This is a genomic window from Sedimentitalea todarodis, assembly GCF_032595355.1.
Taxonomy (GTDB): Bacteria; Pseudomonadota; Alphaproteobacteria; order Rhodobacterales; family Rhodobacteraceae; genus Sedimentitalea; species Sedimentitalea todarodis.
The window spans coordinates 12,346-37,192 of sequence record NZ_JASMWN010000009.1; the positions used below are offsets into that span (position 1 = coordinate 12,346).

Sequence of the window (24,847 nt, forward strand, 5' to 3'; positions counted from 1 at the left end):
ACCCATGCTTTTGATCCACTGCCCCTACTGCGACGATACGCTTCCCGAGCTGGAATTTTCTTATGCTGGCGAGGCACATATCGCACGCCCCGCTGATCCATCGAAACTCAGTGATGAGGAATGGCGCGATTTCCTGTTTATCCGCACCAACGTCAAAGGCGTTCACGCCGAACGCTGGCGCCACATCAATGGATGCGGCCGCTTCTTCAACGCGCTACGCGACACGGTGAGTGACCGTTTCCTGACCACCTACAAGGCAGGTGAGGCCCGCCCCGACACCACGACATTGGAGGCTGCAGAATGACCGATTTTCGCGTAAAAGGCCGAGGCCGTGTGAACACGGACAAGCCGATCAAGTTCACATTCGACGACCAGACGTTTCAGGGCTTTGAGGGCGACACGGTTGCTTCGGCGCTGCTCGCCAATGGCGTGCACCTGATGGGACGCAGCTTCAAGTATCACCGCCCGCGCGGGGTGGTCACAGCCAGTTCCGAAGAACCCAACGCGCTGATCGGCACGACCCGTGGCAAAGGCCGGTTCGAGCCGAACACGCGTGCCACGATCCAGGAAATCTACCCCGGTTTGAAAACCGAGAGCCAAAACAAGTGGCCGTCACTCAAGTTCGATCTGGGCGCGATCAATGACCGGCTCTACATGCTGTTCTCGGCGGGTTTCTACTACAAGACCTTCATGTGGCCACGCAGTTTCTGGGACAGCGTCTATGAACCGATCATCCGCAAGGCGGCCGGTCTTGGGAAAGCCCCAACCGAGGTCGATCCCGATATCTATGCAAGCCGTTATATGCACTGCGACGTGCTGGTTGTTGGCTCTGGTCCCTCAGGCATCGCTGCTGCGCTGACCGCTGGGCGCGCAGGATCCAAGGTGGTTCTGGTGGATGAAAACTCGGAAATGGGCGGCACGATCCTGTCCGAACCCTCTGTGTCGATCGACGGACAGTCCGCTTGGGATTGGCTTGAGGGTGCTATGGCAGAGCTTGACCGCATGCCCAACGTCCGTCGCATGACGCGCACAACTGCGATGGGGTATTACCATCAGAACATGATCGGGCTGGTTCAGAAACTGACCGATCACATGGGCGATGTGCCCGACGGTGCACCGCGCGAACGGATGTGGCGGGTGCGCGCAAAAGAGGTTGTGCTGGCGCAGGGGGCGATTGAACGTCCGATGGTCTTTGATGGCAACGACACGCCCGGCGTGATGATGGCCGGGGCCGCACAGACGTTCCTCAACCGCTTTGGCGTGCTGGTCGGAAAGAAACCTGTTGTCCTGACCAGCCATGACAGCGCGTGGTACAGCGCGTTCGACATGGCCGACGCAGGCGCAAGCGCAAGCGTGGTTGCGATTGTCGATACGCGCAATGAAGTGCCAAAAGCGCTACAGAATGCGGCGAAGGCCCGTGGGATCAAAACCTATCTGGGATACACGGCCACAGGGACAAAGGGTCGCCTGCGCGTCAGCGCTTTGCGCGTCAATCCTGTGCGCAACGGCAAGGTCGGCGCCGGGCATATGCTGTTCTGCGACGCGGTCCTGGTCTGCGGCGGGTGGACGCCCTCGTTGCATCTTTTCTCACACACCAAAGGCTCACTCGATTGGGATGCGGACGCCAAGGTCTATTTGCCGGGCCACAAAACCGAAGACGTGCATATCGCAGGTGCCGGCCGCGGGCTCTGGGGCATCGCTGCCGCGCTTGACGATGGTACAAAGGCTGGCATGGATGCGGTCAAGTCGCTCGGTGGCAAAGCGGGCAGCGCAACCTACGAAGTTGCTGAAGATCGTACCGGCACCGGCATAACTCAAAAGGAACTGCCCACCGACCGCAACCCCGGCAAAGCCAAGGCTTTTGTGGATTTCCAGAATGACGTGACCGCCAAGGACATTCGTCTGGCCGTGCGTGAAGGCATGAAATCCATCGAGCATGTCAAACGCTACACCACCAACGGCATGGCGACCGATCAGGGCAAACTGTCAAACATGAACGGTCTGACCATCGCGTCCGACGCGCTTGGAAAAGAGGCGCCGAAAGTGGGTCTCACGACCTTCCGACCGCCATATACACCGACGACATTCGGGGCGTTCGCGGGCTATCACAAAGGTACCCATTTCGAGGTGACACGCCGCACGCCGATCGACAGCTGGGCCGAGGAAAATGGCGCAGAGTTCGAGCCGGTCGCTCTTTGGCGGCGGGCATGGTACTTCCCCAAAGCGGGCGAGGACATGCACAAGGCCGTGGCCCGCGAATGCAAGGCGACCCGTGAATCCTTGGGCATTTTCGATGCTTCCACCCTCGGCAAGATCGAGGTCTCCGGCCCCGATGCGACCGAGTTCATGAACCGGATGTACACCAATCCGTGGACCAAGTTGGGTGTAGGGCGTGCACGTTATGGTCTGCTGCTGGGCGAGGACGGGTTCATCCGCGATGACGGCGTCATTGGCCGGATGCGCGATGACCTCTTCCATGTCACCACGACAACCGGCGGTGCCGCGCGGGTTCTCAACATGATGGAGGATTACATCCAGACGGAATGGCCTGATCTCAAGGTCTGGTTGACCTCGACGACCGAGGAATGGGCGACCATCGCGCTCAACGGCCCCAACGCGCGCAAGGTGCTGGAGCCCTTCGTCGAAGGTGCGGACATCTCCGCCGATGCCTTCCCGCATATGTCCGTGCGCGAATGCACCGTGGCAGGCTTTCCCTCGCGGCTCTTCCGGATCAGCTTCACTGGAGAGCTTGGCTTTGAGATCAACGTGCCCGCCCGTCATGGCCGCGCGCTTTGGGAAAAGCTGTGGGAAGAGGGCAAGAAATACGACATCTGTCCTTATGGCACTGAAACCATGCACGTTCTGCGCGCTGAAAAAGGCTTCATCATCGTCGGTCAGGACACGGACGGGACCGTTACGCCGCAGGATGCTGGCATCGGCTGGGCGATTGGCAAGATGAAGTCCGACTTCGTCGGCAAACGATCGCTCGACCGGCCCGACATCGTGGCGCCGAACCGCAAGCAGCTTGTCGGCCTTCTGACCGAGGATCCCAAAACCCTTCTGGTCGAAGGCGCACAGATCGTGGACAACCCAAACCAGCCCAAGCCCATGAAGATGATCGGGCATGTGACGTCATCCTACTGGTCGGAATCGCTGGGCCGCTCCATCGCGATGGCGGTGGTCGAGGGCGGGTTCGATCGGATGGATGACACCCTGCACATCCCAGCCGAGAATGGCGCGATCGTTAAAGCTAAGGTTACAGGAACCGTTTTTTATGACCCCGCGGGCGACCGCCTGAAGGTCGAATGAGGAGAACAAGATCATGAATGCTCCGGTGACATCTTTTGACGCGGTATCGGTTTCTGTACTGCCACCAGTGGCGCGCTTTAACCTGCGCATCGCGCCTGCCGATTTGGCGACAGTCTCCAAGGCTTTTGGCCTGACCTTGCCCACCAAGATCGGGCAGGGCGAACAGAACGGGGATCGCGCAGCCTATTGCATTGGTCCTGACGAGTGGCTGCTACACGCCGCAGAGGCTGACCAGCACGCGATTGTCGCGGCCTTTAACGCCGTGCGCGAAAAGACACCACACAGCCTTGTGGTGATCTCGGACCGTGAGTTGACCATCAGCGTCACTGGTCCTGCTGCCTTGGATTTGCTGTCCGTGGCGTGCCCACTTGACCTGTCGCGCATGGCCAACGGCAGCGCCAAGCGGACGGTGTTCGATTATGCCCAAGTTGTGCTGATCCGCGATGGCGAAGACGCTTTCCGCATTGAAGTCTGGCGGTCGTTCTTTCCGCATGTGCACGGCCTGCTTGAAATCGCTGCGCGCGAATTGGCTATCGGTCTTTAACGCCCGACCTCAACCGTACAATTGACGCGCCCTGACAAAGGGCGCGACCCCTTCCTTATGTCTGAAAGGACCCATCCCATGCTCGATTCCGCTAAAACCACCCGCATCACCGACACCGCCATTGCTGATGCCGTCAGCCTTGAGCTTGACCGTCAGCAGACCCAGATCGAACTGATCGCATCTGAAAATATCGTCAGCCGCGATGTGCTTCTGGCGCAGGGATCGGTGCTTACCAACAAGTACGCCGAGGGCTATCCGGGTCGTCGCTACTACGGCGGGTGCGAGCATGTCGACACTGTCGAGCAGATCGCCATCGACCGTCTCAAAGAGCTCTTCGGCGCGGGTTTTGCAAACGTACAGCCGCATTCCGGCGCGCAGGCCAACCAGGCCGTGTTCCTTGCCCTGCTGAAACCGGGCGACCGGATCATGGGTCTGAACCTCGCGCATGGTGGGCACCTGACGCACGGCTCGCCCGTCACCATGTCGGGTAAATGGTTCGATGTGGTCAGCTATGAGGTCTCCAAGGACGATCTACTCATCGACATGGACAACGTGCGCAAAGTCGCGCTTGAGACGAGGCCAAAGCTGATCGTCGCGGGCGCATCGGCCTATCCAAGGCACATGGATTTCGCAGCATTCCGCGCCATTGCCGACGAAGTCGGTGCCTATCTGATGGTCGACATGGCGCATTACGCAGGCCTTATCGCGGCGGGCGAATATCCTGATCCGGTGCCGCATGCTCATGTCGTGACTTCGACGACGCATAAGACGTTGCGCGGCCCGCGTGGCGGGATCATTCTGACCAATGACGAAGCACTGGCCAAGAAGTTCAACTCCGCCGTGTTCCCTGGCAATCAGGGCGGCCCGCTAATGCATGTGATTGCGGCCAAGGCCGTGGCTTTTGGCGAAGCGCTGGAGCCTTCGTTCAAGCAATATGCAAAGGACGTGATTGCCAATGCACGTGCGCTTTCTAAGGTGCTGGTTACGGGCGGTCTTGGCGTGGTGTCGGGCGGCACCGATTGCCACATGGTTCTGGTCGATCTGCGCCCCAAAGGTGTGACCGGCAAGGCGGCGGAAATCGCACTCGAACGGGCAGGGCTGACCTGCAACAAGAATGCTATTCCGTTTGATCCTGAAAAGCCCTTTGTCACCTCCGGCGTGCGCCTTGGCACATCCGCAGGCACGACGCGCGGCTTTGGCGAGGCTGAATTCCGCAAGGTGGGTGAACTAGTTCTCAAGGTGATCGACGCGTTGTCGGCGAATCCTGAAGGTGACGCGGCTGTGGAGGCAGCGGTGCTGGAAGAGGTGCGCGCGCTTTGTGAAGCCCACCCAATCTACGCCGACGGCGTGTAAGTCATGTTCTTGTCGGTTTTCGACATCTTCAAGATCGGTGTCGGCCCTTCGTCGTCGCACACGATGGGGCCGATGACCGCTGCCGCGCGTTTCCTCGACGATCTGCGCGGCGGGGCCGAAAAAATTCCTGGAGCGGGCACGCTGACCCGCCTAGGGGCGTCACTTCATGGGTCGCTCGCCTTTACCGGCAAGGGCCACGCAACGGACCGCGCGGTCATCCTCGGGCTGATCGGGTACCTGCCTGCCTCGCTTGATCCCGATGCTGCCGAAGAACTTGAGACCGAAGTCCGCCGCATCAAACGCATCAGCCCGCCAGGTCTGGGTACGCTCGATTTCGACCCCGAGAGCGATCTTGTGTTTGATTTTGGCCCACCCTTGCCGGGCCATGCCAACGGGCTCGTCCTGCGCGCTTTCGACGAACGCGGGAATCCCTACATGACGCAGACCTACTATTCGGTCGGCGGTGGATTTGTCGTGACCGAGGCCGAGCTTGAGACCGAAAAGGCCGCCAAGACGAAGACGCTGCACGCCAAGAAAGAGGCGATGGGTTATCCCTATCCTTTCGGGTCAGCAGCCGAGATGCTGGAGATGGGCCGCGCATCGGACAAGAGCATCGCTGAGATGAAACGCGCGAATGAGTGTGCCCATCAGAACATCCAGCCACGCGAGCTGTCGGGTCAGATCACCCGTATCTGCGACGTGATGAACGCCGTTATCGACCGCGGCCTTCGGTTAGACGGCATTCTGCCCGGTGGTCTGAGCGTCAAGCGGCGCGCCAAAGCGATGCACGAACAGCTTCTGGCGGAACGCGGAAACAACCGCAGCCAGCCGCATGTCGCCAATGACTGGCTGTCGGTCTACGCAATGGCCGTGAACGAAGAAAACGCCGCCGGGGGCCGTGTTGTCACCTCGCCCACCAACGGCGCGGCCGGTGTCGTGCCGTCGGTCGTGCGCTATTACCGCGACCACTGCATCGGCGCCACGGATGCAGGTGTGGAAACGATGATGCTGACGGCGTCGGCCATTGGCGGGCTGATCAAGCACCGCGCGTCGATCTCTGGGGCGGAATGTGGCTGTCAGGCCGAAGTTGGCAGCGCCTCGGCCATGGGAGCAGCTGGACTGTGCGCAGCACTTGGTGGCACAAATGAACAGATTGAAAACGCGGCTGAAATCGCGCTTGAGCATCACCTTGGCATGACCTGCGATCCCGCCGCTGGGCTGGTGCAGGTACCCTGTATCGAACGCAACGGTCTGGGGGCCATAAAGGCGGTCAGCGCTGCAAGTCTCGCGCTGCGTGGGGACGGTACACATTTCATGCCGCTCGACAATTGCATCGAGACCATGCGCCAGACCGGCGAAGACATGAACACCAAATACAAGGAGACGAGCCTTGGAGGCCTTGCTGTCAACCTGCCGGAATGCTGAGCCAAATCCAGTTTTGCGGGAGCCATCCGAACCACAATTCATCCTGAAACTATCCTGCGACGCGGCACCGGGGATCGTGGCGGCGGTGACGTCCGCGCTGGCCTCCCAGGGGGCCAATCTCGTCGAGACCGCGCAGTTCTGGGATCGCCAGAGTGATCGCTTTTTCCTACGCGTGGCGTTTCTGGCAGAGGACGGCGATGAGACCCGCATCCTCGACGCGCTCGCACCGATCAAGGTGCAGTTTGATATGGATTTGAACCTCCGCCATACGGCACGCAAGCCGCGCCTGCTCATCATGGTGTCGCGCTTTGATCACGCAATGCTGCATCTTCTGTACCAAGTTCGTGTTGGCTGGCTCGATGCTGAAGTCGTGGCCATCGTTTCGAACCATCCGGATGCGCGCCGCATCGCGGAACACGAAGGCTTGCCCTTTTACCACCTGCCTGTAACCCGTGAAACCAAGGCCGAAGCCGAGGCGGAACTGCTGAAGCTGGTCGAGGAAACAGACGCCGATCTGGTGGTTCTGGCGCGTTACATGCAGGTGCTGTCTGACGAACTTTCGCGCGCGCTGTCGGGGCGGGTGATCAATATTCACCACTCCTTCCTTCCCAGCTTCAAGGGTGCCAAGCCCTATCACCAGGCGCATGAACGTGGGGTCAAGCTCATTGGGGCCACGGCGCACTATGTCACCGCCGACCTCGACGAAGGGCCGATCATCGAGCAGGAGGCTGAGCGAGTCGCCCATTCCATGACCCCGGACGATCTTGTGGCGGTCGGCCGTGATATCGAAGCGCGGGTTCTGGCGCGCGCAGTCAAGATGCACCTTGAAGGACGCGTCATGCTGAGCGGGCAGCGCACGCTGGTTTTTACGTAGCCGCCGACGAACATCACAGTGCCGCATACAGCACTGCGTTGCGCAGACCCGCCGCCCGCTGCGATGACATAGCTCGGGTGGTATTGGTCAAAGAAACGAAGACTTAACAACGAAACGGAATGAATCCGGAATTCCAGATCATCGGAGTCCAGGCAATCTGGAAAAAAAACTGGTCAGAAATTCTGACATCTTGAATACCATGCAAAGAAGTACTCTCTAGGATCGTGAAAATGTCGCGAGGATATCTCTACGTTTTATTCTTCACGGCCATCTTTTTGCAAGCTGGAGCATATGGCCTCACCTTTATGCTGCCGAGGCTGTTTGACAGTTTCGGGGCTGATGAAAAAGTCGTGGGCAGCATGCTTTTTGCGACGACGATCTCAACTATCGTGACTGTCTACTTCTCGGGTCATCTGTCTGACTATTTTGGACGACAGCGCACGTTGAGCGGGGCTTGCATTGCGATATCCGTTTCCCTTTTTCTTTATGGCTTTGTTGATGTCGTTGGGATCAGTTTGGTCGTGGCCAGCCTCTTGTTGGGGTTTGGGTGGGGGCTCACTTATTCGCTCGGTCCTGTTGTACTGTCGAGGCTTGTCAACGCGGACATGCGCGTACGCTTTTTTACCCTCCTTTCGGTGTTCGTCATGGCAGGCTTTGGTCTTTCCCCTGTCCTGGCAGCTGTCCTTGAAGGTGCCGGATTTTCAGTGCGCCATGCATTTTTCGTGACTGCGGCCCTGTGCATCGTCAGTGCCATCCTGTTTTTGTTTCTCGATCGCCCGATCAAGGCACACGCGATCAACCCGCGGGCCGAACTGCCTTCGAGGATCACACGCGCCGCTTTGTCGGGCGTCATCGCATCGCGCTCGTTCCTGCCGATCATGATGATCTGCCTCGGGGCCAGTGTCTTCGCTGGAATGATCAATTTTCAAACGGTGTTCGCAGATGCAAGGGGCCTTAATTACGCCAGTTTCTTCTTGATCTATACCATTACAGTTGTGGTTTTTCGTTTGATTTTGTCGCGTTTCAAGGGTGGAACAAACCCGTATCGCACGATTGCAGTGCTATTATATGTGATGTCTATCAGCGTCGTGATATTCATCTTCAGCGGCGCAAGTTTTCCGCTGTACATGTTGGTGGCTGTTCTCTTTGCGGTTGGCTACGGGATATCCTATCCGCTCCTTGTCACTGTGACAGCCAACGATGCCGAGGAGCACCTCAGTGCACAGACCCTACAGCTCTTTGCGCTCACTTATTTTATTGGCATATTCGGTTTCCCGCTGATTGCAGGCTGGTTTATCGTAGAATTGGGCACCTGGCCACTTTTGGCGTTTGTCGCTGCTCTTGCCTTGATTGAGGCAACATTGGCGCTTCGACGATCGTTGAATTAGGCGTTCTCTCTGGAGTTGACCACCTTTGCGTTGATGTCTTTCGTTTGTCCGTTTTGGCAGTTGCTGATGGCGGAAATCATGTGTGAAAGGCGGCAGCAATTTCGGCGGCCAGCCACGCGTTGTTCTCGACCAAAGCAATGTTGGCCTTGAGGCTCTGCCCGTCCGAAAGCTCGAAGATCCGTTGTAGCAGGAACGGCGTCACCTCTTTGCCTGATATACCCCGCGTTTCCATCTCTGATTGCGCCATTCGGATGTATTCATTGATGATGTCAGCGGGTATCTCGTCTGTCGCCGGAATTGGGTTTGCCACCAAGAGCCCAGCATCAAGGCCAAGTTGGTCTCGGACTTTTTGAAACTCGGAAATTTCGGCAGCACTGTCCAATCTAAGCGGAACAGCTAGGTCCGACCCGCTTGTCCAGAAGGCTGGAAGCGTGTCTGTCTGATAACCCACAACAGAGACGCCTTGTGTCTCAAGTACTTCCAATGTCTTTGGCACATCGAGAATGGCCTTGGCGCCAGCCGCCACGACAATCACATCTGTCTTGCCAAGTTCGGTCAAATCCGCCGAAATATCGAAACTTGTTTCGGCCCCGGCGTGAACGCCGCCGATTCCGCCCGTGGCAAACACCCGAATGCCTGCCATCCTTGCCACGATCATCGTGGCCGCAACGGTTGTCCCGGCCGTTTTTCCTTGCGAAATCGCGAAGGCCATGTCTGCGCGAGAGATTTTCAGGGCGTCTTTGGTTTTTGCCAGACGCAAGAGTTCCGTTTCAGTCAGGCCAATCTTCAGGCGACCGTCCAGCACAGCGATGGTGGCAGGAACTGCGCCGTGCCTGCGGATTATGCCTTCGACGTTCCTCGCCATGTCCACATTTTCGGGAAAGGGCATGCCATGTGTGATGATTGTGCTTTCAAGGGCGACGACGGGTTTGCCGTGGTTCAATGCGTTCAATACATCCTCGTGGATGTCGATAAAGCCGGGTAGGGTGGCCATGTCCGTTTTCGCTTTCAGCATGATGTTGGATGTTCATTAGTAAGTGTTCTTGAAGGAAACTTCCTCGTGATTCCAGCTTGAATCACCAATATTGTCCCCCAATCCCAATATGCATGAGGTCCCTATGTCCGACGTCCGCTTATCTGATTTGTCTACCCCATGCTTGCTGGTCGATGAGGCCATTATGAAACGCAACATTGATCGCCTCTCGCGATATGCGGCGTCTCTCGGTGTCACTTTACGGCCGCATCTGAAAACGACAAAGAGCGTCGAGGCCGCTCGGTACGTTTTGGCGGATGAATATGGGCCCGCGACGGTGTCAACGCTTGCCGAGGCGGAAATCTTTGCCGAGGCAGGGATCACGGATATCCTGTATGCTGTTGGCATTAGCCCAGATAAACTGGATCGCGTCGTTGCCCTGCACCGCGCAGGATGCCGACTTATCGTATTGCTGGATAGTATCGCGCAGGCCGAGGCCGTAGCGGCGGCCTCCAAGGATTCTGGGATCGCGATCCCGGCCATGATTGAAATTGACAGCGATGGACACCGTAGCGGTTTAACGGCAGACGATCCGGCTTTGATCGACGTGGGCCGCATCTTGAATGCAGGTGGTGCAGAGCTTTGCGGCGTATTGTGCCATGCGGGTGAAAGCTATGGCGCTATTGGACGCGCAGCGCAGGCCGTCTGCGCGGAACAGGAACGGCGCGCAGTTGTTGACGCGAGTGACCGGTTGCGCGACACAGGTCTGCCCTGCCCTGTGGTCAGCGCTGGCTCGACCCCCACGGCCCATGCGGCCAAAGATCTAACCGGTGTCACGGAACTGCGCGCTGGCGTCTATGTTTTCTTTGATTTGGTCATGGCAGGGATCGAAGTCTGTGACGTTGATGACATCGCGCTAAGCGTCCTCACCACAGTCATAGGGCATCAGACAACGCGTGGCTGGACCATCTGTGATGCAGGCTGGATGGCAATGTCGCGTGATCGCGGCACGGCGAGCCAGCGGGTGGATCAAGGCTATGGCGTTGTTTGTGACGAGTCGGGCAAAGTAATTCCGGGCCTAATCGTCATTCAAGCCAACCAAGAGCACGGTGTCATCGCACCATATCCGAAATTCGATGGCGATCTCCCGGATCTTCCGCTTGGCACCCGGCTTCGCATCCTGCCCAATCACGCCTGCGCCACCGCCGCGCAACATCAGCACTATCACGTCATCCCGGTAGAGGCCGATGCGCCGCTAGCCTCATGGCGGCGGTTTGGCGGCTGGTAGGGGCAAATTAAGGAAAGATCGGCCATGACCTCCAAGAGCTATACATTCACTCACGCGTTATGCCGCAAACCTTCGCGAACCATTGTAGATGGATTGCGCGCGGTGGACACCGGAATGCCTGATTTGGACGTGTTTGCCGAAAATCACGCCGATTACGTCGCCGCGCTGCGCAGCACTGGGGCAGAGGTCACCGTGCTTGACCCCTTGGAGGCGTTTCCGGATTCGGTCTTTGTTGAAGACGCTGCACTTTGTCTTCAGGAAGGCGCAGTTGTCATGCGCCCGGGCGCGCCAAGCCGTCTTGGCGAAGCGGCAGTGATGGTCCCGCATCTTGAGGCGCTTTATGGCGAGGTGCTGCGGATCGAAGGAGACGGTTTCATCGAAGGCGGTGATATCCTGACGACCGAACGGGAAATCCTCATTGGTCTGTCCGCCCGAACTGATCAGGCGGGCGTTGACGGATTTGCCCGACTAGTGGATCGCTGGGGCTATCGCGTACGGATCGTCGACACGCCAACAGGTGTTGTCGCGTAGCCCTTAATTGGGTTCTGCCTCAATCTGTGTGGCGCAGTGGCAGCATTCGGGCTCTGAGGAGTTCTGGTCCGGCGCGACCGTACATGGCGCGCTTGAGGGTCTTCAGGCGATTGACTTGGCCCTCAGCCTGACCGTTGCTCCACGGAAGTTCGATGGCATTGCGCACGGCCTCGATGTCGCGGTGCAGCGTGCGGGCAAAGCGCATGATTGGTGGGATGCCAGTCTCAATGGCCAGGTCGATCCATGCGTCCAGCGGGGCGGACTGGTCGCCGCGCAAAATGCCCTGAAACCGCATGGCAAGGCTCCGCATCGTGGCAAAGCTTGGCGATCCGGCCTTCAATGCATCTACCTTTTGGGCCTGGTCTGCGGTCAATTTGCGTCGCGGCTTGATACAGAGCGCCGCTGCGACAACCGGCGAAATGGCGTGACCGGTTTGCGGGTCCCGCACAGGCGCCAGGGGCAGCGGCGTGTCGGTCGGGCCTGCTAGAACGGTTTGTTCATCCCTTCGCCATCCGGCCAGCAGACGTTGCAAATGAGACAAGCTGCCCTCATAGCCATGGCGTTGAATTTCGACCAATAATTCCTGGCCGGACCGGATACCCTGTTTCCAGAGATCGGCCAGTATGCTCTCAAAATACCACGGCGACGTGGGCTTCAATGCAGCTCGGCGGCGGTCTGGTGGCGAGTCGGAGCTCAACCACTTCGCCACACTACGACGCGGGAAGCCGGTCCGACGTCCAATTTCGCTACAAGACAGCCCTTGATCACGAAGCGCATGGATGTTTCGGAAAATTTCCTCACGTGATTTCCGATGAGCAAGACGCGATCGCAGTAGATGATTGGCCGTGCTGATGTTTTCGGCATCTGACAATAGCGCCCGCCCGGTGGCGCGGCCATGCATATTCATCTGCTCTTCAATGGCCTGGCGCAGGTTCTGGACGAGATGGAAACGGTCTGCGACCTGCAGGGCTTGCGGTGCACCCTGACGTGCGGCCTTCGCATATCCGCCACAACGATCCCGACTGATGACTTCAATCTCAGGGTGCTGCCGCAGCCAGCTCGCACAGCTTTCAACGCTCCGATCCGGAAGAATATCAATTACGGTCTGCCGCTCGAGATCGACGATGATGGTTCCGTAAGTCTGCGACTTGCGCCAGCTCCAATCGTCGATGCCAATGACCGTTGGCGGCGGGGCGACGCTTTCCGCACACTTCTTGAGGTGTCGCAGCACCGTGTCATTGCTGACACCGACGCCTAAACGGCGCAAGAGCCGCTCGGCAGGCCGTCCACCCGTGGCGTGCCCCAGATGAACTACAATGTCATCAGCACGCGAAGTTCGACGTGCAAATGGACGCGCAATTGACGAGGTGTAGTCCGAAAAAGTCCGCCGCGGGCACGTGGAAGCGCGACATCGCCACCTGCAGACCCAGAGTGCGATTGTTACCTTGTCGCCAAGTGCAGGTAAATCCTGTAGCCGCCTTTGCCGCCACCCGTGACGACGCCGAGAATGCAAACCACAATCTGGGCAGATGCCTCTCGGTGCCAAAACACCGGATACAAGCCACCCGCCGGAATCACGTCGCTTAACGCCTTGAACCGAAACGTCGCTCCCGGGCGACCAGTGCTTTTTTGAAATCACGACTATCCCTCCCGAATGTTCCAAGCTCAGGATAGTTGCGCCACACAAATTGAGGCAGAACCGATTTAAGGGCAACGCGACACTGGGCAAGGGCAGAGGGGGTTCACGCTGCGCGACTGGCAAGACTGGCTGGACGCCTTGGAGCTCTGGATGACCGGCTGCTGCGCGGTCCGGAAGGCTGGCGGCATCGGCTCGCTCTTATCGAGGCGGCGGATCTTAGCTGGTTCGCAGGAGATCGTGTGAGCCCCGATCGGCTGGCGCTTTGGTTATCCATGCGTTTGTCTGGAGTGCAGGATGACTCGGAAGCACTGGCCCGTGCCGGATGGGCCGTGCGACGCCTGACAGGTGGTCCGGAGCCAATGGTAGATTTGGCGGCCTTCCTGGATCGGCGTGATCCTGAGAAATTCGAGGACAATGCCGAGCGCTTTGACGAGCGTGTAGGGAGCTGGCTGGACGTGATGACAGCCGCGGTTGACCTCCACCCGATCACGCGCGCTTGCATGGGGTTTCAGCTCTGGAGTCTGGCTGGCCTCGGCCGATATGGAGACCGGATTGAGGCCGCTGTGACTGCTGGCAGGATCGCGGCCAGCGACGGCAATGGAGCCATCTTTGCGCCGCTGGCCATGGGCGGGGCAGGGGGCTTACGTGCGTCCGGCCGTCCAGCTGAAAGATTGGCCCGCTGGCTGGATGAGATGGAAACTGGTTGCCTGACCGCGATGCGACATCTCGACGATCTCGAAGCATGGTCAACGCGGGCGGAAGCTGAGACGGCCGCGCTCTCGGGTAAAACCTCGCCAAACTTGCTTGCGGCCCTGACCGAATGGCCCCTCGTTTCCGCTCCTATGGCCCAAACCTTGACCGGTGCCAGTCGGGCAGCGGTTCAGCGCAACCTCGCATGGATGGAAGCGCGAGGCCTCATCCGGGAAGTGACCGGGCAGGGGCGGTTTCGGATGTGGCAAGCAGCGACCTGAAGGTGATCCAGAACACGCATAAGCACGCATATGTTAAGTTGGCTCTTGGCCAAGAGTGCGCATGACTCGGGCGCACCTGGGACGAATACTTCTCGGGCGAAAGCGGCGCGCCTAAGACCCGCAGCAAGAGTTAAGTCCGCTATCCGCGTCGGACCCGGGGTCATGCCAGCCAAGTTCGCAGAACGTCAGAAGGCCGCAAGCATGTGGACTAGGCCTTTTTCGATGTTCTTCCACGGCTTCTTGCCCACGGTATGTAAGAACCAACATCTGGTACCGCAGATATTTTTCGTAAAGAACTGCATGAAGCGACAACAGATTTTGTGACCCACAGGCCTGGATCAAGGACTTATGGAACTCCCAGTCATATCGGAATCAGGATCGGAGCGACCACGCCCTGCGCCAATGGCTGCGGGAACTGGCGAATAAACGTCGCCGGTTCGGATATCGTAGTTAGGGCATCCTTTTGGCCAGAGAGGGTTTTGAAGTGAACCATTAGAAGCTTTTCCGTCTCTATCGCGAGGAAGGGCTGGCCGTGCGCCGCAGGTGATCACGCAAACGCGCACTGGGTACGCGCAGGCCCATCCTAGTGCCGGATCGCGCCAATCAGCGTTGGTCGTTGGACTTCGTGTCCGATGCCTTTGCTAATGGCCAAAGGTTCCGTGTGTTGTGCATCGTGGATGACTGCACGCGCGAAGCCTTGGCGGCCACTGTGGTGGATCGCTCACTGTCAGGTGAGCGGATGATCCGCGAACTGGATGACCTGATCGGGAGGCTGGGTCAGTTGACTTTCTGACCCACGATCAGATCAAAGCGATGACAACGGCCGACCGTATCGTCAACCTCGGCACTCGTCAGGGGTATGTTACCCCCTGGATCACGACGTCAGCGGAAAAGCGCCCTTAGGGGTGCCACAGCCTCTTGCCAGCTGTCACGCGCTTCTAGCCGGTCGATCCAACTCGCAACTCCTGGGTACTGGTCCAGTAAAATCCCCGCTTGATCGCGATACATGAAGGTGGTCGCAAGATAGAAGTCGGCAAGGCTGAGTGCGCCTGCGATCCAGTCCTTGCCGTCGAGTCCGGTTTCCAGAACGGCAAGGAACTGATCTGTGGCTTTTCGTTCCGCTTCGACCACAGTCGGATCGGGATCGCCCATGCCGAATTTCTCTTTGAGAAACAGCTCAAAGGACAATTTCTGCATCGCCGGGCCAAGGTGGATCGCTTGCCACCAGGTCCATTGATCGACGAGGGACCGCGCCTTGCGGCCCTCAGGATAGAGGCCCGCCTCGGGCCGAAGCCCCGCCAGATAGGCACAAATTGCCCGGGATTCCCAAAGCACGAAATTCCCGTCCTCCAAAACGGGCACCTTTGCATTGGGATTGCGAGCGAGAAATTCCGCCGCGCGGTTGTCCCCGGCCCGGATGTCGACCTGGACGATTTCGAGGTCCACGCCCAGTTCGTGTGCCACCGCCCGCACACGCAGCGCATTGGGCGAGAAATTCGCGTTGTAGAGTTTCATGATTTTGTCCGCCTCTATAGTTACTGCGGCGCCCGAAGAAGCACCGCCCGGTTTTCGGTCAGGAAATCGGTAACCGACTGTCCGGACTTGCCGGTGAGCGTCTTGAGATCGTCGCTGGCCACATCAAGGTAGCCTTCGGCGATTGCCTGGTCGAAAGAGACGAAAACACGCGCCATGAACTCGGGCAGGCCATTTGCGATCATCGCCTGCACCATGTCTTCGGCCGGCATCGGAACGTAGGGGATGTCCTTGCCGGCGATGTCCGACAAAAGCGCCGCGATATCGGCCTGGCCGGTGGATTCGGGCCCGGTGATGTCCAGGACCTCGCGGTCGGTCGCATTCATCAGCGCGGCAGCGGCGGCGCGGGCGCAGTCGGCGCGCGTGACGTAACTCGCCCGTCCGTCCCCTGCCGCGGCAAAGAGCTGCCCCATGTCGATCGCCTGCGGTCCGCTCATAAGCAACAGATCCGTGTAAAGGTTGTTGCGAAGGATCGTGTAGCTGGCGCCGCTTTGCTCGATCAGCTTCTCGGTGTTCTGATGATCCTTGCTGAAAGTGATGGGGCTTTCGGGTACCGGGCTGGCAAGCGAGGTATAGACGATGTGGTCGATACCCGCCTCGCGTGCGGCGGTGATCGCATTGGAATGAGCCGCGAGCCGTTTGCCCGGCTCCAGATCGTCGGTGGAGATGATCAGGATCCGCTTGCCGCCCGCGATGGCCGGACCCAGTGTTTCGGGCGCGTTGAAATCGCCTTGGCGAACATCCACCCCCTTGTCCCTGAACTCGGCGAGTTTGTCGGCGTTGCGCGTGACCGCGATGATCGGACCGGCGCCCGCCTCGATCAGTTGATCGATTACCTGGCGTCCAAGCTGGCCGGAGGCGCCTGTGACGATAAATGGTCCGTTCTGAAAGCTTGCCATGGGCGTATTCCTGTTCTTTGAGAGAGAGTCAGCCGTGGATGTGAACCTGCGCGGGGTTGGCCAGCTTGCCGCGGGCGAAGTCCCAGCTCGTTGTCAGGATTTTGATCATGACGTCGACCTCTGACCCATCGCGCGGCGCAAAGGCCATGACGGCATTTGCCGGGATGTGTCCGGCCGACGCCATCGGGTGCGGTTCGCCCCATCCCTTGGCGATGAGTTCATCGACCGCCGCCAGCGGCAGCATCATGTGCGACGAACCGTCATAGGAGGGATGCACATGGGCAAATTCGCGTCCGATCATGAAGGCTTCACGCGGGCCGCAGGCATGCGCCACCGGCAAGACCAGTGCTTCGGCGCCGGGCACCGAGATGCCCGACCGGCAGCGCTCGACGAAGGGCAGGGCGAAGGCCTTCTCCTTGAAAAATGCGTGGATCTCTGCCGAGGAGTTCTGCGACACCTGCTCATGCGGGGCGCAATCGGTGGTGTCGGGGCGCGGGCCCTGCCGCGGGGGAAGTTCGAAGCTCATGGTTGGTCCTATCCAAATCTGAACGCGCTTTCGACCGCGCCCAACACGTGATCCTCGAGGGTCTTCTCCCCCCGATCCGCAAGCGCAGCCCCGGCCACGACGTGCAACGGGATCAGATGTTCCTCGCGCGGATTGGCATCGCGTGCGCCGGGCGCCTGATCCCACTCGGCCAGCATGGCATGGCGCACTGCGGGGTCTTCATGGGTCACCGCACTCGTGAGCCATCGGTCAAAGTCTCCGCCGTTCACCGGGCCGTCCGGTCCGCCCCTCATCGCCCGCATCATCTTGCCCATGTTATGATAGGTATTGCCGGATCCGATGATCAGCACCCCTTCGTCGCGCAAGGGCGCCAACGCGCGACCGACGGCAAGATGCGCCTCGGGGTCGAGATCGTCGCGCAGGCTCAATTGGACGGTGGGGATGTCGGCCTCAGGAAAAGCCACCTTTAGTGGAACGAATACCCCGTGATCGAAGCCACGCGCAGCATCGGCCCCGGTTTGGAATCCCGCGTCTTCTAAAAGTGCGCGTACGCGGGTCGCCAGCGCGGGCTCGCCCGGCGCGGGCCAGGTTAGCTGATAGGTATGCTGCGGAAATCCCTGATAGTCGAACAGCAGAGGCGGGGCGGGGTTGGTCTGCAAGGTAAAGACCCGCTCTTCCCAATGGCCCGAGATCACGAGGAGCGCCTTGGGCCTTGCCGGCAGGCTCGCAGGCAAGTCCTCAAGGAATTTGCGGTGCCGATCCCAGGCGTCAGGCGGGTTCCAGTCCATGAAGAAACAGGGGCCACCCCCATGGGGAACAAACAATGTCGGCTGCTTTTCAGTCATGTTGTCGTCCTTTTAAACCCAAGTCCGAGGCTATGGGCACCCCCGTGGCAACTCCGCAGCAGATCAGATTGGCGCTGCCGGAACTGCCGGTGCATAGGCCGACTTGACCGCACGCACGCGATTGGCGGTCAGCCACGAGACGATCAGGAGTACCCAGGTCGCCAGAGCCGGCGACCAACCCGGATCGCCTGCGCCCACATGGGCCCCGAAGGCGAGCACCAGATGCCAGAACATTGCCGCATAGGCCCAAATCTGCCAGCACCGCCGAAGGGCGCCAGAGGATCACAACGGCACCGACGATCTTCAAAATTGCGAGTGGCCAGATGATGTATGTGGGATAGCCCAACACCTCGCGATACATGCCCGCGACCATGTCGTGGGATGAGATGTAGAAGGCCGCCGCACCCAGATAGACCAATGCCACAAGGCCGGTCGCGATCCAGTAGACATATTTTGCCACGTTGTCACTCACTGCCGCTCTCCCGGTTTTCGGCGGGTTGTTAGGCTGCCGTTTTCCATATAGTATCATTAGGTGCCTTGCTTCATCAGTTAAAGTAGGCACTTAAAAGTAACTTACTTTCGTGGGCTGCGAGGGCTATCCACAATGAAAAGCGTCCAACCAGCTTCCTGCCCGATGGAGGCGCTGCTGCGTGTCATCACGGGACCTTGGACGATTTATATCCTTTGGGTTCTGTCCGAACAGGGTCCACAGCGTTTCGGCGCGACCAAACGGCTGGTGCCTGGAATTTCCACCCGGGTCCTGACTGAGAGGCTGAGAATGCTGGAACATGCCGGCGTGGTCTGGCGCGAGCAGGCCATGACCATCCCGCCCGCTGTCACATACGGGCTGACTGAACGCGGCGCGGAGCTGCGCGGTGTGCTGGACACCCTTGGATCCATTGCACGCCGCTGGGAGGCGGAGGGTGCTTTCGACGGGACGGCACGCTCGGCGGAATGATGACGTCCGTCCTGTTCGCGGAATAATCCCGCGCCAGAAAGCACCGCGAACGGAGCACGGCCCGAAGCTCATGACGAATTGAAAGCCGCGTTGGGTATGCCTGACAGGCGGCACTCACTCCGAACGATCCGCCCAGGTTTGCGGCTTGCCGCCACATAAAAATCAATTTACTGTACCGACTAGACGGTACAGTCAAGTTTGAAATCCCGCAATGCTGCACAGGACAGGAAGAGCGAGATGCGCGAGAGAAAAATGGCCGAGGTTTTGTTCGGCGCGCGGGAGGTCTTCTTCCGGTGCGGTTATGAAGGCGCCACCGTCGATGCCATTGCCGCCGAAGGGAAAGTGTCGAAGGCAACAATGTATTCGTATTTCCCGACCAAGGAGCAGCTGTTTCTGAGCGTCGTGGAATCCGAATGCGGTCGGCTTGCGGAAGAGATCCTCCGACCCTTGTCCGCAGGTCCCGAGCCGCGCGCCCAGTTGGAAAAACTTGCCCTGCGCATGATCGATCTCGTTCTGGACGAAACCTACATCCGCCTTCTGCGGACGTGTATCGGTGCCACCGAGATGCTTCCCGAGGTCGGGGAGGTGTATTTTCGTGCCGGACCGAAACGGGCACGCGAACTCATCAGTAAAGTTCTGGAACGCCTTTCCCGGGAAGGCGCGCTTGAGATCGACAACCCCCCGCGTGTTGCGGATCACTTCATACATCTTTGCGTTTCTGGACTGTTGATGCCACGCCTGCTGGCCGTGCAAAGAACAGTCGAGCGGGACAAGCATGCGGCCGATGCAGTCACTGCATTCCTGCGACTCTACGGGAGCGGACATAGAGTAGAGCTCTGAACTGACCTTGCTTTCCGACAACGGGGCAGTGCTCCAAATCTCTCAATAAAATTGCCGAATGGACAGTGAATAATGACCATACAATCCAAAATGCAGGCAAAGAATGCGTCACCAAGGATCCTCGGCGCTGCGCGGGCAATTGCGCACAGAGAGGGCGCGGGAAAGATTACGATCGACGCCGTCGCGCGTGAGGCCGATCTCAGTAAAGGCGGGGTCTTATACAATTTTCCGACCAAGAGAGCGCTTCTTGCCGGGCTGCTTGATGAGATGCTCGCAGAACATCACGAACGCCTGGCATCAGTCCCGGAAGATCGCAGATCCCGCACCCTGCGTGGGCACCTGGAAGCAATCGTGCAAGCCAGAGCCGTCGATGACGACCTCTCGATGGCGATTCTCGCGGCTGCCGCGTCAGATCCGCGGCTGCTCGATCCGCTACGGGCTGAACTGACCGGCGACCTTGAGCGTATCCTGTCCGACACACAAGACACTCCGGGTGCTATGGTTGTCGTCCTAGCGATCCAGGGACTTCGGTTCCAGAAACTTCTGGGCCTTCCCGACGGTGGCGCGGATCTCAGGGGACGCGTCATCGAGCAATTGAGGGCCATGATTAATGAACTCGAATAGAGAGACACGAAGTTTGAAGCGGATCGTTTTTGTTATTGCGGTAGCGGCCGTGTCGGCCGTTGCCGTCCCGTTTGTTTCGCCGTTCCTGACCGATGTGCTGGCCCAGACCGCGACGGACACCCTGGAGGCAGAAGTCGATACAAGGCCTGCAGCGAACGTGGAGCGACCAGTCACGGTCGAAGTGACCCGTGCGCTCAATCGCGTCGTAAGTCAGTCTCGCAGCGTTGCAGGCCGCGTCGAACCTGCTCGAACGGTGGACCTTGCGTTTCAGATACCCGGGCAGATCATTCGCCTTGAGGTTGAGCCCGGCGACACGATTCGCGAGGGCGAGGTGATCGCGGAGCTCGACCAAATCGATTTCGAACTCGCCGTCGACCGGGCTCAGGCGTCCTACGACCTGGCGAATTCCGAACTCGCGCGCGCCTCGGACCTCGCCGATCGTGGCGTGGCGTCCGACGCGCGCCTCGACACGGCCCGCGCGCAGTTCGTCCAGGCAGAAGTCGCGCTCCGCGAGGCAGAGCGGCGCCTGTCCCAAACGAAAATCGTCGCGCCATTCGACGCGATTGTGGCGCGCACCTTCGTTGAAGAATATGTCAACGTCACGTCGGCCGCGCCTGTCGCGCGTCTACAGGATGTCAGCGAGATGCGGCTCGTGATCTCCCTGCCAGAGGAACTTGCGGCCATTGCGCGGTCGGCACCCGATGCCTTCGAGATCGTTGCAACTTTTCCGGCTGTTCCGGGTTACACCGCGCCTCTGGTGCTTCGCTCGTTTGCGACCGATGCCGACCGGACGGCGCAGACCTACGACGTGGAATTTGCGATCACGGGTGATATCGACCCGCGTCTTCTGCCCGGGATGACTGCGGATGTGCGCATCTCCATTGCCGCAGAAGCAGATCGCCCGCAATCCGTGATCGTTCCGGTTTCGGCGGTGGATACGACGAGCCGAACCGAACCGTCCATCTGGATCTACGAAGAAACGTCCGGCCAGGTCGCGCGCAGGGCGGTCCGTTTGGGTCTTCCGATCAACAATGAGATTGTCGTTCTGGATGGCCTGAAGGGCAACGAATTGGTTGTTTCCGGCGGCTGGTGGCGGCTCAGGGACAATCAGACCGTGACAGTTTCGGGGCTCTGATCCCGTTCTTTTTGACAGGACAAGAATAGAACCATGGCACTCAGCATCTCACGAGCGAGCATCGAGCGTCCTGTGGCGGTCTGGCTCACCATCATCTTTTGTCTCCTCGGCGGCTATTGGGGGCTGAACACGGTCGGTCGACTTGAAGACCCGAGCTTCACGCTCAAAACGGCGCTCATCTTCGTGCCGTATCCCGGCGCCACGGCTCTGGAGGTTGAAGAGGAGGTCGCCGACGTCGTCGAAAATGCGCTGCAGCAAATGAAGCAGCTCGACCGGGTGGAATCGAAGTCGATGCCGGGCATGGCGCAGATCACCGTCGAGATCGAGATGACCTATGGCCCGGACGAGATCCCGCAGGTTTGGGACGAAATGCGCCGCCGCATCAGCGACGTGGAGGGGGACCTTCCCGCAGGAGCGCGACCGCCCATCATCAATGACGATTTCGGCGACGTCTATGGCATGTTCTATGCGGTAACGACCGAAGGTCTGAGCCCATCGGAGCAGAGGGATTTGGCCACGACGCTCCGGCTCGGACTGGTCACTGTCGATGGCGTCGCCAAGGTCGAGGTTCAGGGCCTCTCCGAAGAGGTAATCACCATCTCGATCCCGTCTGCACGCCTCGAGATGCTGGGCCTTCCGCCGACCCAGATCCTGGGCATTCTCGCAGACGAAAACCAGGTGTTCACCAACGGCGAGATCACCGAGGGCCCTGCCCGGATCGGCCTATCGGTTCCGCCGGGCTATATTAGCCCCGAAGGGATAGAGGAGCTGCGGCTGGGCACGGCCGGAAATGTCGGCCAGATCGCTGTCAGCGACATCGCCAGCGTGACCCGCGAGGCGGCCGAACAGCCTAGCCAGATCATCCGGCAGAACGGCACGGCGGCATTTACCTTTGGCGTTTCCGCGTTGACGGACCAAAACGTGGTCGAAGTCGGTCAGGCGGTTTCAGCACGGCTTCAACGGCTCAAGTTGGGGCTTTCTGAAGGTGTCGAGATCATACCGATCTACGAGCAGCATGTCGTGGTGGACGAATCCGTTTCAAGCTTTCTCGTCAGCCTCGGACAGTCGGTCGCGATCGTGGTCGGTGCGCTGATGCTGACCATGGGTTGGCGCGCAGGCCTCGTGGTGGGCTCGACCCTCGGGCTCACCGTTTTCTCCACACTGTTCTTCATGTCAGTGTTCGGGATACAGATGGAGCGGATCAGCCTGGGCGCCCTGATCATCGCGATGGGGATGCTGGTCGACAACGCCATCGTCATCACAGAAGGGATGGTGATCGGCATGGCGCGAGGAAAAAGCGCGGAAGACGCTGCTGCCGAGACCGAAAGCGCCACGTCAATCCCCTTGCTGGGGGCGACCGTTATCGGGATCATGGCGTTTTCCGGTATCGGGCTGTCGCCTGACGCCACGGGCGAGTTTCTGTTTTCGCTTTTCGCGGTGATCGCCATCTCGCTGCTAACAAGCTGGGTCCTGGCAGTCACGGTGACGCCGTATCTCGGCAAGCTGCTGCTCAAGGCCCCCAAAAACATTTCGGATAATCCCTACAAGGGCGTGTTCTACGCGACATATCGCGGGATTTTGTGGATGGCGCTGCGCGTCCGCATTCCGGTTGTTCTGACGATCATTGGCATCACCGTTTGGTCCGTTATGGCTTTCGGACAGGTCAAGCAGGCCTTCTTCCCCGCCTCGAACACGCCGATTTTCTACGTTGAGTTCCAGATGCCGCAGGGAACCGATATCAACACGACCGACGAAGAGATGCAGCGGCTCGAGCGGATTCTCATGGATGAGGATGCCGTAACCGGGGTAACGGCCCTCGTCGGGCGCGGGGCAAGCCGATTCATGCTGACATACAACCCCGAGCAGGCGGATGCCAGCTATGGCCAACTCATCGTCCGGGTTGCGGACGCCGCAACGATCGCGACGATCGCGAGCAGACTTAACCAGGACTTGCCCGCCGAATTCCCCCACGCTCTGATCCGTGTCGAAGATATCGTGTTCGGACCGCCCTCCGGTGCCGATGTTGCAGTTCGTTTTTCGGGACCCGATCCGGTCATCCTGCGCCAGCTCGCGGATGATGCGATGAGGATTTACGAGGAGGCAGGAACCATCACCAATCCGCGCACCAATTGGCGGCAGCGTGAGATCCTCGTCGAACCCATCGTCGATGAGGCACGAATGCGGCTGGCTGGCGCAACGCGCGGAGCGATCGCGGATACCATCCGCTATGGAACGTCCGGACTGCGCGTTGGCGACCTACGCGAGGACGACGTGTTGATTCCGATCCATCTCCGGCTTCCCGAGAACGAACGCGACGGGGTCGACCGCCTTCGTGACCTGTCGGTATGGTCCGATGGGGCAGGGTCCTATGTACCCATGGCCAACCTTGTCGAAAGGTTCGATCCCCGTCTTGTCGAGGCACTCATTCACAGGCGCGACCGAGAGCGGACAATCGCCGCCCTCGGCGGTGCCCGCAGCGATCTCACCGCGGATGAGGCATTCCGAAGCGTCCGCACCGAGATCGAATCCATCCCGCTTCCCGACGGTTATGCAATGGAATGGGGCGGCGAATTCGAAAGTGCGCAGATGGCTCAGGAGTCGCTTGGCAAGCAGCTTCCCCTGGGCTTCCTGGTCATGTTGACGATTTCGATTTTGATGTTCAACAAAGTCCGCCAACCGCTGATCCTGTGGCTCGTGGTGCCAATGTCCGTGACGGGCATGGTCCTGGGGTTGCTGTTCACCGGTCTGCCCTTCACATTTACGGCCCTGCTCGGCTTCCTGTCGCTTTCGGGAATGTTGATGAAGAACGCAATCGTTCTCATCGAAGAGATCGACTTTCTACGTGCACAGGGTGTGCCCGATTACAAGGCGGTGATCGACGGCTCAGTCAGCCGTCTTCGCCCTGTGGTGCTCGCCGCCGGCACGACGATCTTTGGCATGATTCCGCTTCTGCCCGATGCGTTTTTTGCCTCGATGGCGGTGACGATCATGGGCGGCCTCGCCTTTGCTTCGGTCCTGACGCTCGTCGCGGTTCCGGTGCTCTATGCGCTTCTGTTCCGGATACGGCCACCGAAACGGGACGCACAGTCGGACGGCCTAGCGGCGACCGCCTGACACAACGATCCTCCCTAAAATAGGATTTCGAGCCAATTTGAGGATAGCGGAATGGCCCAGAAAAAACAAAACCGGAGTGGATCGTCGCGAAGCTCCGGG

At 59.4% G+C, this 24,847-nt stretch carries 22 protein-coding genes and 2 pseudogenes; 16 read left to right on the top strand and 8 right to left on the bottom strand.

Annotation, left to right across the window (positions count from 1 at the left end; all coding sequences use genetic code 11):
- The first annotated feature begins 4 nt into the window (after positions 1 to 4).
- The 7 genes from QO231_RS12285 to QO231_RS12315 all read left to right on the top strand — a co-directional run bounded on the left by QO231_RS12285 (position 5) and on the right by QO231_RS12315 (position 8,893).
- On the top strand, positions 5 to 304 hold the full coding sequence (locus QO231_RS12285; RefSeq protein ID WP_007206137.1) for a sarcosine oxidase subunit delta: 300 nt from the start codon (positions 5 to 7) through the stop codon (positions 302 to 304).
- Positions 301 to 3,309: a sarcosine oxidase subunit alpha gene (locus QO231_RS12290; RefSeq protein WP_316776565.1), complete on the top strand. Its 3,009-nt coding sequence runs from the start codon at positions 301 to 303 to the stop codon at positions 3,307 to 3,309. Before QO231_RS12285 ends, QO231_RS12290 begins: the two co-directional genes overlap by 4 nt.
- 13 nt (positions 3,310 to 3,322) lie before the next feature.
- Positions 3,323 to 3,853: a sarcosine oxidase subunit gamma gene (locus tag QO231_RS12295; protein ID WP_316776567.1), complete on the top strand. Its 531-nt coding sequence runs from the start codon at positions 3,323 to 3,325 to the stop codon at positions 3,851 to 3,853.
- A 78-nt stretch (positions 3,854 to 3,931) separates the two neighbouring features.
- Positions 3,932 to 5,206: a serine hydroxymethyltransferase gene (glyA, locus tag QO231_RS12300; RefSeq protein WP_316776570.1), complete on the top strand. Its 1,275-nt coding sequence runs from the start codon at positions 3,932 to 3,934 to the stop codon at positions 5,204 to 5,206.
- Positions 5,207 to 5,209: 3 nt separating this feature from the next.
- Positions 5,210 to 6,631: an L-serine ammonia-lyase gene (locus QO231_RS12305; protein ID WP_316776573.1), complete on the top strand. Its 1,422-nt coding sequence runs from the start codon at positions 5,210 to 5,212 to the stop codon at positions 6,629 to 6,631.
- A gap of 13 nt (positions 6,632 to 6,644) precedes the next feature.
- On the top strand, positions 6,645 to 7,505 hold the full coding sequence (gene purU, locus QO231_RS12310; RefSeq protein WP_316776955.1) for a formyltetrahydrofolate deformylase: 861 nt from the start codon (positions 6,645 to 6,647) through the stop codon (positions 7,503 to 7,505).
- Positions 7,506 to 7,735: 230 nt separating this feature from the next.
- A complete protein-coding gene (locus tag QO231_RS12315; protein WP_316776576.1) occupies positions 7,736 to 8,893 on the top strand; it encodes an MFS transporter in 1,158 nt (385 codons plus the stop codon).
- A gap of 76 nt (positions 8,894 to 8,969) precedes the next feature.
- Here QO231_RS12315 and QO231_RS12320 read toward each other — a convergent pair whose 3' ends face one another.
- Positions 8,970 to 9,887: a pseudouridine-5'-phosphate glycosidase gene (locus tag QO231_RS12320; protein ID WP_316776579.1), complete on the bottom strand. Its 918-nt coding sequence runs from the start codon at positions 9,885 to 9,887 to the stop codon at positions 8,970 to 8,972.
- A 124-nt stretch (positions 9,888 to 10,011) separates the two neighbouring features.
- Here QO231_RS12320 and QO231_RS12325 point away from each other — a divergent pair, with 124 nt between their 5' ends.
- Positions 10,012 to 11,154 carry an alanine racemase gene (locus QO231_RS12325; protein ID WP_316776582.1) on the top strand — a complete coding sequence of 381 codons (1,143 nt, stop codon included), beginning with the start codon at positions 10,012 to 10,014 and terminating at the stop codon, positions 11,152 to 11,154.
- Positions 11,155 to 11,268: 114 nt separating this feature from the next.
- Positions 11,269 to 11,685: an arginine deiminase family protein gene (locus tag QO231_RS12330; RefSeq protein WP_316776585.1), complete on the top strand. Its 417-nt coding sequence runs from the start codon at positions 11,269 to 11,271 to the stop codon at positions 11,683 to 11,685.
- A 19-nt stretch (positions 11,686 to 11,704) separates the two neighbouring features.
- Here QO231_RS12330 and QO231_RS12335 read toward each other — a convergent pair whose 3' ends face one another.
- Positions 11,705 to 13,324 carry an ISL3 family transposase gene (locus tag QO231_RS12335; RefSeq protein WP_420824325.1) on the bottom strand — a complete coding sequence of 540 codons (1,620 nt, stop codon included), beginning with the start codon at positions 13,322 to 13,324 and terminating at the stop codon, positions 11,705 to 11,707.
- A gap of 83 nt (positions 13,325 to 13,407) precedes the next feature.
- Between QO231_RS12335 and QO231_RS12340 the strand changes: the two are divergent.
- Positions 13,408 to 14,295 (top strand): annotated as a pseudogene (locus tag QO231_RS12340) (hypothetical protein); the annotation flags it as partial.
- Between the two features lie 111 nt (positions 14,296 to 14,406).
- On the opposite strand, the gene QO231_RS26150 reads toward QO231_RS12340, so the two are convergent.
- Entirely contained in the window at positions 14,407 to 14,637 is a 231-nt protein-coding gene (locus QO231_RS26150) for a hypothetical protein (protein WP_369824838.1), read from the bottom strand.
- Between the two features lie 25 nt (positions 14,638 to 14,662).
- On the opposite strand from QO231_RS26150, the pseudogene QO231_RS12350 reads away from it, so the two are divergent.
- Positions 14,663 to 15,076 (top strand): annotated as a pseudogene (locus QO231_RS12350) (IS3 family transposase); the annotation flags it as partial.
- 101 nt (positions 15,077 to 15,177) lie between these two features.
- Here the strand turns inward: QO231_RS12350 and QO231_RS12355 are convergent.
- The 5 genes from QO231_RS12355 to QO231_RS12375 are packed head-to-tail and all read right to left on the bottom strand — an operon-like array spanning position 15,178 to position 18,549.
- Positions 15,178 to 15,810, bottom strand: a complete 633-nt coding sequence (locus QO231_RS12355) for a glutathione S-transferase family protein (protein ID WP_027238702.1) — start codon at positions 15,808 to 15,810, stop codon at positions 15,178 to 15,180.
- A 20-nt stretch (positions 15,811 to 15,830) separates the two neighbouring features.
- Complete coding sequence (locus tag QO231_RS12360) at positions 15,831 to 16,727, bottom strand: SDR family oxidoreductase (RefSeq protein WP_037931965.1); 897 nt, start codon at positions 16,725 to 16,727, stop codon at positions 15,831 to 15,833.
- Positions 16,728 to 16,755: 28 nt separating this feature from the next.
- Positions 16,756 to 17,253 carry a luciferase domain-containing protein gene (locus QO231_RS12365; protein WP_037931962.1) on the bottom strand — a complete coding sequence of 166 codons (498 nt, stop codon included), beginning with the start codon at positions 17,251 to 17,253 and terminating at the stop codon, positions 16,756 to 16,758.
- A gap of 8 nt (positions 17,254 to 17,261) precedes the next feature.
- Entirely contained in the window at positions 17,262 to 18,077 is an 816-nt protein-coding gene (locus QO231_RS12370; RefSeq protein WP_037931959.1) for a DODA-type extradiol aromatic ring-opening family dioxygenase, read from the bottom strand.
- Complete coding sequence (locus tag QO231_RS12375; protein WP_316776640.1) at positions 18,070 to 18,549, bottom strand: DoxX family protein; 480 nt, start codon at positions 18,547 to 18,549, stop codon at positions 18,070 to 18,072. Before QO231_RS12375 ends, QO231_RS12370 begins: the two co-directional genes overlap by 8 nt.
- Before the next feature lie 132 nt (positions 18,550 to 18,681).
- Between QO231_RS12375 and QO231_RS12380 the strand changes: the two genes are divergently transcribed.
- From QO231_RS12380 to QO231_RS12400, 5 genes are all read left to right on the top strand, one after another.
- Entirely contained in the window at positions 18,682 to 19,035 is a 354-nt protein-coding gene (locus QO231_RS12380) for a winged helix-turn-helix transcriptional regulator (protein WP_224556225.1), read from the top strand.
- Between the two features lie 237 nt (positions 19,036 to 19,272).
- Entirely contained in the window at positions 19,273 to 19,875 is a 603-nt protein-coding gene (locus QO231_RS12385; RefSeq protein WP_036540318.1) for a TetR/AcrR family transcriptional regulator, read from the top strand.
- A 72-nt stretch (positions 19,876 to 19,947) separates the two neighbouring features.
- The gene (locus tag QO231_RS12390) at positions 19,948 to 20,499 is read left to right on the top strand and encodes a TetR/AcrR family transcriptional regulator (protein ID WP_224769550.1); all 552 of its coding nucleotides are present in this window, start codon (positions 19,948 to 19,950) and stop codon (positions 20,497 to 20,499) included.
- 13 nt (positions 20,500 to 20,512) lie between these two features.
- Positions 20,513 to 21,634 carry an efflux RND transporter periplasmic adaptor subunit gene (locus tag QO231_RS12395; RefSeq protein WP_229724297.1) on the top strand — a complete coding sequence of 374 codons (1,122 nt, stop codon included), beginning with the start codon at positions 20,513 to 20,515 and terminating at the stop codon, positions 21,632 to 21,634.
- A 33-nt stretch (positions 21,635 to 21,667) separates the two neighbouring features.
- Entirely contained in the window at positions 21,668 to 24,748 is a 3,081-nt protein-coding gene (locus QO231_RS12400) for an efflux RND transporter permease subunit (protein ID WP_316776665.1), read from the top strand.
- Positions 24,749 to 24,847: the final 99 nt, after the last annotated feature.

Coding starts and splice junctions, on each gene's coding strand:
- QO231_RS12285 (WP_007206137.1), top strand. CDS start 5: ATGCTTTTGATCCACTGCCCCTACTGCGACGATACGCTTCCCGAGCTG.
- QO231_RS12290 (WP_316776565.1), top strand. CDS start 301: ATGACCGATTTTCGCGTAAAAGGCCGAGGCCGTGTGAACACGGACAAG.
- QO231_RS12295 (WP_316776567.1), top strand. CDS start 3,323: ATGAATGCTCCGGTGACATCTTTTGACGCGGTATCGGTTTCTGTACTG.
- glyA (WP_316776570.1), top strand. CDS start 3,932: ATGCTCGATTCCGCTAAAACCACCCGCATCACCGACACCGCCATTGCT.
- QO231_RS12305 (WP_316776573.1), top strand. CDS start 5,210: ATGTTCTTGTCGGTTTTCGACATCTTCAAGATCGGTGTCGGCCCTTCG.
- QO231_RS12315 (WP_316776576.1), top strand. CDS start 7,736: ATGTCGCGAGGATATCTCTACGTTTTATTCTTCACGGCCATCTTTTTG.
- QO231_RS12320 (WP_316776579.1), bottom strand. CDS start 9,887: ATGGCCACCCTACCCGGCTTTATCGACATCCACGAGGATGTATTGAAC.
- QO231_RS12325 (WP_316776582.1), top strand. CDS start 10,012: ATGTCCGACGTCCGCTTATCTGATTTGTCTACCCCATGCTTGCTGGTC.
- QO231_RS12330 (WP_316776585.1), top strand. CDS start 11,269: ATGCCTGATTTGGACGTGTTTGCCGAAAATCACGCCGATTACGTCGCC.
- QO231_RS12355 (WP_027238702.1), bottom strand. CDS start 15,810: ATGAAACTCTACAACGCGAATTTCTCGCCCAATGCGCTGCGTGTGCGG.
- QO231_RS12360 (WP_037931965.1), bottom strand. CDS start 16,727: ATGGCAAGCTTTCAGAACGGACCATTTATCGTCACAGGCGCCTCCGGC.
- QO231_RS12365 (WP_037931962.1), bottom strand. CDS start 17,253: ATGAGCTTCGAACTTCCCCCGCGGCAGGGCCCGCGCCCCGACACCACC.
- QO231_RS12370 (WP_037931959.1), bottom strand. CDS start 18,077: ATGACTGAAAAGCAGCCGACATTGTTTGTTCCCCATGGGGGTGGCCCC.
- QO231_RS12380 (WP_224556225.1), top strand. CDS start 18,682: ATGAAAAGCGTCCAACCAGCTTCCTGCCCGATGGAGGCGCTGCTGCGT.
- QO231_RS12385 (WP_036540318.1), top strand. CDS start 19,273: ATGCGCGAGAGAAAAATGGCCGAGGTTTTGTTCGGCGCGCGGGAGGTC.
- QO231_RS12390 (WP_224769550.1), top strand. CDS start 19,948: ATGACCATACAATCCAAAATGCAGGCAAAGAATGCGTCACCAAGGATC.
- QO231_RS12400 (WP_316776665.1), top strand. CDS start 21,668: ATGGCACTCAGCATCTCACGAGCGAGCATCGAGCGTCCTGTGGCGGTC.